This is a genomic window from Streptococcus sp. 2020WUSS084 (genome assembly GCF_044427445.1).
Classification (GTDB): domain Bacteria; phylum Bacillota; class Bacilli; order Lactobacillales; family Streptococcaceae; genus Streptococcus; species Streptococcus suis.
In genome coordinates this window covers 63,324-77,083 of record NZ_JAOTGC010000008.1, presented here as the reverse complement: position 1 = coordinate 77,083, position 13,760 = coordinate 63,324, and the positions used below count along the sequence as shown (strand labels likewise).

The following is a 13,760-nucleotide window of genomic DNA, read 5'->3' as shown; positions in this document are numbered from 1 at the left end:
GTCCACTCCTTTTCGGCAATGGAGATTGCTATGACAGAATTTACTGACCTAGATTTATATTATATGAATACTGGTGAGCATACCACTCTTTACGAAAAAATGGGTGCTCATATTATAAAAGAAGGAAACAAAATTATCGGAACCCAATTTCGTGTCTATGCCCCAAATGCCAGAGAAGTATTCTTAGTTGGCAACTTTAACGAGTGGCAACGCAGTCACTCTATGGAGCGTGAAATTGATGGAGTATTTCAACTTTATGTAGACGGATTAAAATCCCTTGAAGATTATAAATACCTGATTATCACACACGATGGGAGTGAAATATATAAGGCTGACCCTTATGCATTTTTCAGCCAAGTTCGTCCAGACACTGCCTCTACAACCTACAATTCGCGTTATAAATTCAAAGATGACATCTGGATGTATAATCGTGTTAACTATGATTTTAAAGAACAGCCAGTATCCATCTACGAGGTGCACTTAGGTTCGTGGAAGCAAAAATTTGCTAATAAAAATGAAGGAGGAGCTCCTGTAGAAGCTTTCAATAGTTATAAGGAAATTACTCCACTTCTCATCGAACATATCAGGGAAAATAACTACACACATATTGAATTATTGCCAATTACCGAGCATCCTCTCGATGCGTCTTGGGGCTATCAGGTAACAGGCTACTACAGTCCAACTAGTCGCTATGGCAAGCCAGATGAACTTAAGTATTTAGTTGACCAATGTCACCAAGCAGGAATCGGAGTGATTCTTGACTGGGTACCACTTCATTTCTGTAAAGATGCTCATGGGCTCTACCAATTTGATGGTAGTTGGCTATACGAATACTCCTACGAACAAGACCGTGAAAACCACCAGTGGGGGACTGCTAATTTTGACCTTGGAAAAGGACTGACTCGTTCTTTCCTTCTTTCTAATTTAAAATATTGGTTGGAATATTTCCATTTTGATGGCATCCGTGTTGATGCACTATCTTATCTCCTCTATTGGCGTGGTGAAACAGATGAAGATAAGATAAATCATGCCGCTATTGACTTTATCAAACGTGTCAACGCCATGGTCCATACCGACTATAAGGGAGTCTTGATGATTGCTGAAGACTCTTCAAGCTTCCCTAAAGTCACACATCCTCTAGAAGATGGCGGTATCGGATTTGATATGAAATGGGATCTGGGCTGGATGAATGATACACTAAAATTCGTGGAACGCCCTGCTATTTATCGAAAATATCACTCAAATGAAATCACTTTTGGTATGTACTATAACCAAAACGAGCAATTCTTACTACCACTTTCGCACGACGAAGTTGTTCATGGGAAGCACTCCATTATCGAGAAAATGAATGGCGACTACGAAGATAAGTTCCATCTGGCTCGAGTCTACTACAGCTTTTACTTTGCCCATCCTGGAAAGAAATTACTCTTCATGGGAAATGAATGGGGTCATATCCGTGAATGGCACGAATATACAGAAATGGACTGGGGACTGCTACAATTTCCAATCCACCATTCTTTCTATCAAATGATGAAAACATTATCTACTTTCTATAAAGAACATGATGCTTTCTGGAAATATGACTACCAAGCCTATGAAAAAGGATTTAATTGGGTAAAAATAGATGAAGAAGCAAGCCTGTATGCTTTTTCTCGCACTAGTGATGTGCAAGAAATCTTGACTATTCATAACTTTAATGATCAAGAACTATTTGATGTACACTTGGATTTGCCAGCTGACAGCGAATATAAACTTGTCTTCTCATCTAATGCTATTCCAATGGACACATTTAGCCTCTATCCCGATGAAAATGGAGCCAGAATTACTGTACCACGTTTGACCAGTTTTTATCTAGAGCGTGTGAAATAATTATCTATTGTGAAATAATTATCTATAAAGAATGGAGTATTGAACCGACCCCAATTTTCTGTCTAACTTTTGGGGTGTGGCTCACTTACTCCATTCTTTTTTGCATGCAAAAACAACCACCGTTTCCGATGATTGTTCATTTCTCTTATTCAACACTTGTATATGTTGCAGCTTTCTCAAGGAAAGTATCAAACTCACCACTTGCTTTTACTTCTGCGATAACCTTGTCTATCGCAGTTTTTAGTTCTGTACTACCTTTTGGCAAAGCAATGACTTTCGAATTCTCATCAATCGTTGGAAATTCAACGGATGCAACGGCTAAATCTGAATTCTGTGAAACATAACCAGCAGCAACTGGAGAATCCATTAAAATAGCATCAATTTTTCCTGATTTGAGCTCATTTACAGCTTCACCCATCAAGGTTAAAGAAATTAGGTTAGCTTGACTAATGTTTTCTTGTGCGTAGGCTTCCTGTGTTGAACCCTTTTGTACCGCAAGAGTTTTCCCGCTCATAGCATCAATTGAAGTGAGTGAATTGGCGCTATCTTTTTTGATAAGTAATACATCAGAAATTTGATAGTAACTTTCAGAGAAATCAAAAACTTTTGCACGCTCTTCCGAATAAGATAGACCGGCAATTGCAATATCAGCTTTGCCATTTTGAACGCTAGACAATACATTGTCAAAACTCATTGCTGAAACTTCAAGCTTGACCCCAAGTTCGTCGGCTATTTTTTGAGCCAACATAATATCTGCACCAACAACTTCATTCTTTCCATCAACTAGTGCCTGAAACTCGAATGGAGCATAGTCTGGACTAGTTGCCACTACTAATGTTCCTTTTTCTTTAATTTTATCTAATGCGGATTGTGATGACGTCGAAGAACAAGCTGCCAATGTCAGTCCAGCTAAAACTGTTGCTGCTAATGCCAAGATTTTTTTCATATTTCTTAAATACCTTCTCTTTATTTTAATAAAATACTTATTCTAAAAAACAGAAGCTTATTGATTTTCATTGTATTTTCTTGCAGTTTTTCAGAATGTATTCTCATTTTAATTCATTTTTATACATTTGTCAAGAAAATATTATTTTTATTCACTTTAATTGTATAAAATTTAATTATTAGCAATGGATAATTCATAGGCTTCTTGAACAAATTGATCCATCTGTCCAGATTCCACTAGTTTTGTAATGACAGAGTCAACTTTTTCCTTTAAAGCTGTACTTCCTTTTGGCAAGGCAATAGCATAGGCATCTGAATAGCTACTTTTTATCTCAGTATCTAAAATAACCAAGTCATCATTTTTGGCAACATAGGCTTTCGCAATCGGCTCTTCAAAAATAACTGCTTCTACCTTCTGTGATTTTAATTGATTAATCAGCTCTCCGTTCGAAGCTAGAGCAATAACCGTGGAGGACGGAAGCTGTTCTTTAATAATTTGTTCTTGAATAGAACCTTTTTGTGCTCCTATATTTGCCTCAGCTAGAGAATCAAGCGATGTATATTGTGCAAGATCCTCTTTATTTATAATAACTTTATTGGTTGAGGTGTAGTAAGGAATGGAAAAATCATACACTTTTGCACGCTCTTCAGTGGCTGAAATTCCTGAAATGGCAATATCCGATTGCCCTGACTGGACATTGTTCAAAACATTATCAAAACTCATCGCTGAAAATTCGACTTCTACACCCAATTCTTGCCCAATGGCTTTTGCAAGCTCAATGTCAGCTCCAACGATTGTATCTTTGCCATCAACCAGTGTTCTAAACTCAAATGGTGGAAATTCTGGATTTAATGCAACAATTAGTTTTCCCTTTTCCTGAACATCCTTCAAAGAAGTATCTTCTTGAGTAGCATTTCCACTACAAGCGCTTAGGGTCATCGTTGCCAGTAAAACCAAGCTTGTCCCAATATATTTTTGCATCATCATATTCTCCTTTAAAATAATCCTGTGCATACTTATACCGTTTTTTTATATAAAACATCGGACTTTCATTGTAGTAAAATGCATATTTTTTCTCCTTTTTTGAAAGATAAAAACATTTTATGTCATTTTTATACATTTGTCAACTTATTTATTGTATTTTTATTCAAATGACGTAAAAAAGAAGCTATTTCTAGCTTCTACCTAAAATTCTTATCCCACTCTCCATCTTCATTTTTTCTAGTATAAAAGAACTCGGACAAATCTGGCTCATCCATGACTTTCAGGATTTCTAGTAAGTCATAGGCCAAATCCATCTGAGGCAGTTCCGACTTCTCAACCCAACGCACCTCGCCTTCTTCAGTTGATCGGATAGTTCCTGTAAACTCTGTTGCCTTATAGAGAAATACAATGTAACGATGCCCTTCCTTATCCGGCCAATGTTTAAGACCAACCAAGCGAGCATCAGTGACTGTTAAACCCGTTTCTTCTTGCACTTCTCTAACAACCGAATCATGGAAATTCTCGCCTTCTTCAATATGTCCACCTGGAAAGGCAACACCAGACCAACGATAACGCTTGGGATCTCGAATCTGTACAACGACCTTCCCTTCCTTATCTTCGATTAGACACATGTTAGTCAAAGTGACCATTTCTTTTCTAGCCATTTTTTCTCTCTTTCTGTTTAAAAATCATTCTATATTCTGTACGTTCTGCGCCTAAATTGACCGTTTTTTTGACACCATCAAATCGGAAGCCCACTTTTTCATAGAAGGTAATGGCACGCGCATTCCCCTCCAATACCCAGAGAGTAGCGGTTTCGTAGCTCTGCAATTTTTCCAAAGCTGCCTGCATGAGCTGGTAGCCTATCTTCTGACCATAATAGTCCGCCAAGACATAGAGGGCGTAGAGCTCCCCTGCCCCTTGCAAATCCTCCTGACTAGACGAGCCGTAACAGGCAAAGCCAACCACCTTATCATCCATCACAGCTATCAAGATATTCTGAGGATACCGAACCGCCCAGTCTTGACAGCGTTCTAAGGTGTAAGTATTCTTTAAAAATTCCTGAGGTAACAAGTCAGCATAGGCCTCCTGCCACGATTTCCAATGAACATAGGCCTTGCCTAGCATTTCACTTTTCGTTTCCAGTGGTTTAATCATCATCTAATGTACCTCCAAATTTTTTTCTCTAGTATACATTAAAAAACAAGTTGGCACAAGACCAACTTGTTAATGATTATTTAATTAAAAATCGATGTTCTGAAATCATTTGTAGAGTTCATCAAAGCTTGATAAACTTTCACTTTGAGTGCATGAATACGACTGTTGTTCAAGTTGAGGCTGTTCGCTTGGATGTCTGCCTCCATAGCTTCTTTCATCAAGGTTTGCAACTGTTCAAAGTTTGTGATGGTTACTTCCTTGGTTGAATCAGCAACACCTAATTCGTATTGCATGGTGAATGGTTTGAGCTGGCCAGCTGCTACTTTTGCCAAGCGTTCAGCAAACATTGCTTTCTTGAAGTCAGCCCATGAGGTATATTGACCTTGGAAGACATATTCTAAGACATGGTCATCCGTAATCAAACCAGTGTTCTTCTTGTTCCAAGTATCATAGATGATTGAGCCTTTTTCCATGGCTAGGTCAGACAACTGGCCAGAAGCATACGGCACAAAACCATCTGTGTAGCCTTTGGCAGCAATCAATTCAAAGGCCATACGGCGGAACATGATGTCGCCTGGTGAACCGTTTGAGTTTGAAAGGGCAGAGAAGTTAGCCGCAAACATTGGCACGCTGACATAACTGTTTCGATCCCACTTCTTGCTTGTATTTCCTGTATTGTTTACATATTGGCGCTGAACGATAATACTCTGATCAATCAAATCATTGAAGGACTTCAAGCTTGCAACTTCGTCATCTGTCAATGCACGCGCAGAGTTTCCAGCATGGGTATCAACTCCATTATTTTGGACATAGTAGTTTTCAATCTTACGCAACCAAGCTTTCTTCGCTGCATCCGATTGAGCCAAAATATTTGTCCCTTCTAGGTAATCCAACAAGTACAGCACATCAAACTGGTTATGGTAATACTCATTGAAATCAGCTTCGCTGTTGAAACGTGCAACTGGATCTCCGACATGAACACGGTTGGCAGCATCGCTATTATAGACAGCGTTGAATCCAAGGTTCATCTCAGTGACATTGAAGACGTTTTGCAGAAGACCCTGAGCGTAAACTTCCATACCTTGACCGATTCGGCGGCCATAGCCTTTCAGATAAATATCGCCATCTTGGTTGTGGACCATTTCGTGGGTATAAAGGGCTGTGCCATAATCTGACAGCATATCGTAAGTGATATAGTAGGTCTCACTTCCATCCGCAAAGGCTGTCTTAATAGACGGATGCTCACGGTACCATTTGTTGATAGGACCGTAAAAATCTTGGATAGCATCAACATCGGCTGTCAAGTTGCGATAAGACTTCGTGCCATCTTTACCGTACATGACGTAACCTTCGTTATTGAGGACAGATCTGAAGAGCTTGTCACGGTTGGTTTCGTCCAGCATCTTATACCAGAAGTCCGCATTGTCACGCTGACGTTCTGCCGCCAAATCAACCATCTGACGAACCTTATCACGATTTTCCACTGTTGAATAATCATCCACGTAGTGCTCGTATGAACCAATCGCGATGGTGTTCATGTTGGTAATGATAAAGATATTTTCTTGTGGCAGGGTCAAGAGTGGTAAGAGCATGTGGTTGTACTTCCAAGTTGGGTTAGACACCGTGTCATTCACAATCTTGCTGTAGGCCCCGACATTGTACTTGCTGTAAGTATCTGTCGTTTCCTGCTTAGCAGCTACTTCTGGAATCAAGGACTTACCTTCAACCACATATGCTTTAGTCGTTTGTTTGAACCAATCGTTGTTGGTCATTTCTGGCAAGAAGAGCTGACGATAATCTTCCAGCATATCGAAAAGCTTGGTCTGATTATTTTGTTTACCAATGATGGATGCAAAAGTGGTCACGTTGTTGTGGGCACGAAGAACATCGTAGCCACCATTACCAATTGCAAGAATCATATCAAGAGCAGACGCCGCATCATTTCCGAAGAAGTCAGGTTCAAAGATGGTCAAATCTTTGGTATTCATCTCTCCAAAGTTGATGTCATACCAACGGTTCAAGTAGGTCAAACCGAGCACAAAGGCTTCTTTGTTATTGGTGATTTTCTCTTTGATGTAGTCTTCAGAAGCCTGACCTTGACCATTTAGACTAGCAACCAAAATCTTACGAACGTTGCTTTCTAGGTTGGCCATCACTTGGTCATAGCTTTCACCAAAGTAGAAGTCTTTAGCTGTGCCAGTCTGAGTATCCGCATTCAAAGTCGTTGGATAATTGATAAGCGCCTTCATAGCATCCGAGTCAAGGACAACCGTAGATAAGCTGCTTACCAAGTCATTGACAAGGGCACTTCTGTCATTCAAGAATGATTCTGGCGTGTAAATCAAGTCCGTACCTGAAATGGTGTACTCGACCACATGATTATTCTTGAAGTCTTCTAGATAAGAAACTGTCTTGTAGTCCACAGTGCCGTCTGCATAGTGAAGCATAATCTTATTGATATTAGCCTTCTCAGCGTAGACATCAGCAACTACAGCATTGTCCTTCATTGGAACAACATCCAGCAAACGAACCTTGTTGAGCTTATCGTTGGTTGCAATCTTGTTTCCATAATAGACAAGAAGTTCCTTGTTGTAGAATGGCAAGATTTTCTCCATGTTGTAGTAGGCGATTTCATGGTCAGCCTGTGCCTTATCCAAGGTCAAGTAGTCTACTGAATAGTTGTTTAAGTTGAGCGGTACAGAATCGTTGATTGTCGCTCGAATAGCCATAGCTTCCACTTTTGCTTGCGCTTCTTCATCAGTGATAACAGTGACGTTGGTCAAGCTATCAGATGTTGTAGTGAAACCGTCTTTAATTTTACCAGTTGGATTATCCGGAAGTCCGATAATGCTTGTCGTACCAGTCATATCGCTAATGACATTGTTGACATTACCACTATATCTAGCATAGGCACCCGTTACTTGGTTGGCACCAGCAATTCCGCCGACAATGGCTGCCGATTCAGTCGTCACAATGGAACCAGTTGCATAAGAATTATAGACACTTCCTGGTACATCGTAGACAAGCATGGTACGACCGACAATACCACCAGCTACTTGATTTGCCGTCCCTGGGAGGGTAATGGTCGCATCAACCTTGGCATTTCCGACACTTGCCATCGTACCGTTACCCAAGATACCACCAGTTAGGCTTGCATCGGTTCCGGTTACTTCAATACTACCCTTGAAGGATACATCCTTGATAGTAGAGTTGGTTGCAGAATGAACCAGACCTGATACGTTTTGTGGACCTTTGATAGATGCTTCTACTGCTACGTTTGTAATGGTTGCTCCATTGGCATTGATAGCAATTGTCGCAAGTGGGTTCTTAGAGCTTGTATTCAGGCTTGCATTTTTGATGTCCAAGTTTTGAACTTTACCACCAAGGTTAAAGAACAATGGTGCTTTCAAGTTGCTGATAGAAAAGGCGTAGCCGTCATTTAAGCCATCCAAGGTACCGCTAAAGTTGGTCACATACGATGCAACATCTCCAACAGGAACTTCACTTGCGTCCAAATGCGCTCCTAGTTTGAAGGTGCCTTTTGGATTTGCCTTCATAGCGTCAATCAAAGCTTTGAAGGATGTGTAGGTATTTGCATCAGTCGCCATCTTCGGAATGTAGAATTCACGGTTGGCAACGTATTGGGCATTCTTGTCCTGTACCAATTCATCAAAGGATGAAACTAGTTTGAAGACCGCCTTGCCATTCAAGGTTGTTTCTTCAATGCTTGACACAGGTAGGTATACTTCCTTGAAGCGGTCTGAAGTCACCTTGATAAACAATTCATCGGTGGATGTTGGCAGTTCTTCCAAGAATTCTTGACCGATGTAGCTACCATTTTTGCGACGGTATACAGTCACCGCATCAATATCTTTGACTTCAATCTTTTTATAGACTAAATCAAATTTGCGCATGCTTTCAAGAATAGCTTCTTGTTCCGAGCTTTGTTCCTGCTCTGCCATTGTGTAGAAAATCTTAGTCTTAACAGTGTAATCTGTGTAGAAATCAAGATTTTCAAGTGTCAACTGGCCATTTGGATCCGTAATTGCCTGTTCCTGTACCAAGGCACCTGTATTATCATAGAGGAGAGCAACAGCTCGTTGGAAGTTAGCGGTTTCGTCTGTCAACTTGTAGCTGATTGTCGCTGACTTGGCATCGTCATTTTCAACCAAGTCTGTGATAATCACTTGTGGGACTTTTTCAACCTTTGTACCACGCGCAATCACTTGCTTGACTGGTTGTTTGGTGATTTCTTCTGTTACAGTAGGATTTTCCTGACGAACTCCCTTGATAGTCTGGTAAGTTGTTGTAACTGTCTTAGAGCCATTTACACCCGCCGTTACAACTTTGGTCTTACCTTCTAGCAGTGTCGGGTCATCAACATACTCTGTTTCAAAGGTAATTTCAACTTGATTAGTTTCGGTTTCCGTACCTTCTATTGGTTTTGTTCCTTTGAGAGCCTCTTTCGTTGTTGGCTCTTCAAGGACTCTCTCAGTCACTGTTGGGTTTGGTTGACGGACTCCGTTGATTGTCTGATAAGTAGTGGTAACTTCCTTAGAACCAACCTTACCTTCAGTAATGAATTTTTCTTCTCCAACATAAAGTTCTTCTGTTTCTGTGACTGTCGTTTCAAACGGAAGCTCTTCTGTTGTTACAACGGTTTCAGATCCAATAACATCTGTTGTTTTCGTGCCTACTCTTACAACTTCTGTTACTGGTTCTTTTGTCACTACATCTGAAACTTGTTCGGATTTGATTAGTACACCATCGGCATAATAATTCTTAGTCTCGATTGTCCGAACACCATCTTGTCCCTTCTGTTCAACTTCACGACTACCTTCTGCCAAGTTTACATCATAGATTTCTTGCACATCAAAGGCAAAGACTTCGGTATGAGTAACTGTTTCTTCTGTTAAAGAATTCGTCGAGTTTTCATAACTTGGTTCTGTATCTGGTACTTCTGTAACAATATCATCGGTTGCTTGTTTTGTACCAACTTCAACAATCTTTGGAACAGCAGTTTTTGTAACCGTCGAGGAAATCTCTTCTTCCGAAATAATTTGACCTTTTGAATGGACTTGTTTAATCGTTACAGTACGCTCCCCATCCTGTCCTTCTTGTACCACTCGCTCTGTCCCCGCAGATAATTGGGGATTTTCTACGGTTTGAATTTCAAATGGAATAGTCTCTGTCTTGTTGACAATGGTTTCTGTACGGATTCCTTCTGATGCTGGGAATTCCGCTGTTTTTTCCTCTTCCGAAGTAGTTTGTTCAATAGCTTTGCTATCCTTCAAATATCCTACATAAACGTAGCCATCAATCTCAGCTGGGGTCGGCAATGCTTGTCCTGCAGATATTTCAATAGCATGGTTATATCGAGCCAAAATTTGACTCGTCAATGCGGAGCTAGTTGGACCCAAGAAGCTTGCTCCCGTAGCTGTCAAAAGGATGACACCCGCCAACTCCTTCTTACCTTTTTTACCAAATCTAACAGCCAATAATAGGAGAGACACTCCGCCTGCCACCAATAGTCCAGTTTCTACGGAGCCAGTATTTGGCAAAACTTGAGACGTGCTTGTCGATGGAGTAGATGCTGTGCCAGTAGCTGGACGATAAATCAGGTAATAATTTGCATCCGTTTCCTGAGCTAAGCCAGGCAAGTCACGAATAATCAACTCCTTTTCTGCATCTGTCAACTCTTGCTCTGTCACATAGGAATAATTGATAGACTGAGCACTAGCTGACGGTGCTGCTGCGACCGACGATGCAAAAAACAAACTTGCTACAGCTGCCGAGACAAGTCCAATTGACAGTTTCCGAAAACCGAACCGCTGTCGTTTTTCACCAAAAATATTCTTCATAAAAACTCCCCTATTCCCTAAATAGTATAGAAACCATTATAACCTTTTATAGGGATAAGGACAAATTTTTTGTCCCTAAGTCCCCAAGTAAAAATTTTAAGTATTATAAAAGGTGGCAGGTCAATTTCTACCTGCCGCCTCTTGTAATTTCATTCTACTTAAATCACTGAATTTAGCAACTCTTACTACATATTTTTCAACTCAGTAACTATGTCACGAATCTGGGCTGCCAATTCAAAGTCAAGTACTTCTGCAGCTTCCTGCATTTGACCTTCCAGTTTCTTGATCATAGCCTTACGTTCGTCTTTGTTGAGGGCATTGAAGTCCACCACTTCTTCCTTGTCCTGAGTGACAGCCTTGGTCACGCTAATCAGGTCACGGATTTCCTTTTTAATAGTTTGTGGAATGATGCCATGTTCTTTATTATAAGCCATTTGGATTTGGCGGCGGCGGGCTGTTTCCTCCATGGCCTTCCGCATGGACTCGGTGACCTTGTCCGCATACATAATCACATGGCCTTCAGAGTTACGAGCTGCCCGACCAATTGTCTGGATGAGCCCTCGTTCATTACGGAGGAAGCCTTCCTTGTCAGCATCTAGAATAGCCACCAGACTAACTTCTGGCACGTCAATCCCTTCACGCAAGAGGTTAATCCCTATCAAGACATCAAAGACACCCAGGCGCAAATCACGGATAATCTCCGTACGCTCCAAGGTCTTGATATCCGAGTGCATATACTTGACCTTAACGCCCATTTCTTTCAGGTAGTCAGTCAAGTCCTCTGCCATTTTCTTGGTCAGGGTAGTGATAAAGGTCCGCTCACCCTTCTCAACACGGGCATTGATTTCACCTAAAAGGTCATCCATTTGGCCCATGGTTGGACGGACTTCCACTTCTGGATCCAAAAGCCCTGTCGGCCGAATAATCTGCTCAACAACGGTATCGGTCTGCTCCATCTCATAGTCACCCGGCGTCGCAGATACATAGACAATCTGGTGGACATGACTCTCAAATTCTTCCCTGCGCAGCGGACGGTTGTCCAGTGCACTTGGGAGGCGGAAACCATAATTAACCAACATCTCCTTGCGTGAGCGGTCACCATTGTACATCCCCTTAATCTGCCCCATGGTCATGTGGCTCTCGTCAATCATAATCAGATAGTCTTCAGGGAAAAAGTCCAGCAGGGTATACGGAGGCTCGCCCTCGCTTCGCCCATCCATGTGTCGCGAATAGTTCTCAACTCCGTTGGTGTAGCCCATTTCCCGAAGCATCTCAATGTCGTAGTCGGTCCGTTGTTTCAATCGCTGAGCTTCTAAGAGTTTTCCTTCTGCCTCAAAGACCTTGAGCTGCTCTTCCAGTTCCGCCTGAATCTTGGCAATGGCCGTTTCCATGTGGTCGTCGTTGGTCACGAAGTGGGTGGCAGGGAAAATCGCCAAGTGGTCCACATCGCCCAAAACCTTACCTGTCAGGCTCTCAATCTCACGAATGCGGTCGATTTCATCCCCGAAAAACTCCACACGAAAGGCATGCTCATCACGAGAAGCTGGGAAAATCTCCACCACATCTCCACGTACACGGAAACGCCCCCGTTGGAAGTCGATGTCGTTCCGCTCAAACTGAATATCGACCAGAGAATTAAGCAACTGGTCGCGGGAAATCTCCTGACCTGGGCGCAGGCTGACTACGCTATCTGAATATTCCTTGGGCGATCCCAAACCGTAGATACAGGAAACGGAGGCCACGACGATGACATCATTCCGTTCGAGAAGAGCTGAGGTCGCTGAGTGACGGAGTTTGTCAATCTCATCATTGACCGAACTGTCCTTTTCGATATAGGTATCGCTAGACGGTACATAGGCTTCTGGCTGGTAGTAATCATAGTAAGACACGAAGTATTCGACCGCATTTTCTGGGAAGAACTCCTTGAACTCACTGTAGAGCTGACCAGCTAGAGTCTTGTTGTGGGCGATGACCAAGATAGGCTTATTGACACGGGCAATGACCTGACTCATGGTGTAGGTCTTACCAGTACCGGTCGCCCCCATGAGAATCTGGGCTTTTTCGCCCCCCTCGATGTTATCAACCAAGGTTTCAATGGCTTGGGGCTGGTCACCAGACGGTGCATATTTTGACACAAGTTTAAATTGGTTTTCAGTATTTCGGTTGATCATTTGTTCAATTTTCTTTCTTCTAGTAAATCTTGCAACTTCTCTTCGGAAAAATGCTCAATTGGGCCGGGTTCAATATTAAGAATCGAAGTTTCCGCCGTGTATTTCAATAAATTCTTTATCTTAATTCCATATTGTTTAGCATAAAAGACAGCTCGCTCACTGTCATGAAATAATATCAATAAGTGCGTGTAGGTGTCCGACAAACTGGCCCTTGCACTCGTTTTAGCCCCAGTCGCAAATGCGATTGTCTTCCCTACAGATTCTACTGTTTTTTCAGAAACATTTCCAAAAAGACGGCTCAAGCCTGCTCCTAGCGTCTGCTCTTCTATTCCTATAAACTCAATTTCGTTTATAGGAGTGGACACAGCTTTTCTTCGAAATATTCCCCGATAGAGAACAAAGTGATTCTCTGTCAGTTCAAATGCTTTTAATCCAAAAAAGAGGCGCTGAATAGAAACGATAATAACCAGATGTGAAGACAAGGTTGGAATGCCAAAGATTAGTAAAAACACAATCCCACCGAGGGTCACTGTCGCTACATCTTCTCCCCATAAACTGATAAATAAAACAACCGTTACATAAGACAATGGCAAGCCAAAAAATAAACTCAGACCCAAGGCCAACAAAGATTTCCATCTGCTATAACGAACAATCATCCCCATTCCTTTCACTATTCTATTTTACCACAAGTCTGCTTGAACTTACTCAAAATCAATTGCCCTAAAATATTAAATTTTCTCACATTTTAATGACTTTGTATGTCAGAAATTC

The 13,760-nt window shown here is 41.5% G+C and carries 8 protein-coding genes; 1 reads left to right on the top strand and 7 read right to left on the bottom strand.

Annotated elements, in window-relative coordinates:
• The first annotated feature begins 30 nt into the window (after positions 1–30).
• Positions 31–1,869: a 1,4-alpha-glucan branching protein GlgB gene (glgB, locus tag ODU50_RS06205; RefSeq protein WP_105153587.1), complete on the top strand. Its 1,839-nt coding sequence runs from the start codon at positions 31–33 to the stop codon at positions 1,867–1,869.
• Positions 1,870–2,014: 145 nt separating this feature from the next.
• Here the strand turns inward: glgB and ODU50_RS06200 are convergent, their stop codons facing one another.
• The 7 genes from ODU50_RS06200 to ODU50_RS06170 all read right to left on the bottom strand — a co-directional run bounded on the left by ODU50_RS06200 (position 2,015) and on the right by ODU50_RS06170 (position 13,645).
• Positions 2,015–2,815: a transporter substrate-binding domain-containing protein gene (locus tag ODU50_RS06200; protein WP_105153588.1), complete on the bottom strand. Its 801-nt coding sequence runs from the start codon at positions 2,813–2,815 to the stop codon at positions 2,015–2,017.
• A 171-nt stretch (positions 2,816–2,986) separates the two neighbouring features.
• Entirely contained in the window at positions 2,987–3,796 is an 810-nt protein-coding gene (locus tag ODU50_RS06195; RefSeq protein ID WP_105153604.1) for a transporter substrate-binding domain-containing protein, read from the bottom strand.
• 200 nt (positions 3,797–3,996) lie between these two features.
• Entirely contained in the window at positions 3,997–4,464 is a 468-nt protein-coding gene (locus tag ODU50_RS06190) for an 8-oxo-dGTP diphosphatase (protein ID WP_105153589.1), read from the bottom strand.
• Positions 4,457–4,960: a GNAT family N-acetyltransferase gene (locus ODU50_RS06185; RefSeq protein WP_161947078.1), complete on the bottom strand. Its 504-nt coding sequence runs from the start codon at positions 4,958–4,960 to the stop codon at positions 4,457–4,459. Before ODU50_RS06185 ends, ODU50_RS06190 begins: the two co-directional genes overlap by 8 nt.
• A 77-nt stretch (positions 4,961–5,037) precedes the next feature.
• Positions 5,038–10,818, bottom strand: coding sequence for a ZmpA/ZmpB/ZmpC family metallo-endopeptidase (locus ODU50_RS06180; protein ID WP_398581361.1), 5,781 nt, complete (start codon positions 10,816–10,818; stop codon positions 5,038–5,040).
• A 185-nt stretch (positions 10,819–11,003) separates the two neighbouring features.
• Positions 11,004–12,989: an excinuclease ABC subunit UvrB gene (gene uvrB / locus ODU50_RS06175; RefSeq protein ID WP_398581360.1), complete on the bottom strand. Its 1,986-nt coding sequence runs from the start codon at positions 12,987–12,989 to the stop codon at positions 11,004–11,006.
• Positions 12,986–13,645, bottom strand: coding sequence for a hypothetical protein (locus ODU50_RS06170; RefSeq protein ID WP_105153592.1), 660 nt, complete (start codon positions 13,643–13,645; stop codon positions 12,986–12,988). The genes uvrB and ODU50_RS06170 overlap by 4 nt, the downstream gene beginning before the upstream one ends.
• Positions 13,646–13,760 lie beyond the last annotated feature (115 nt).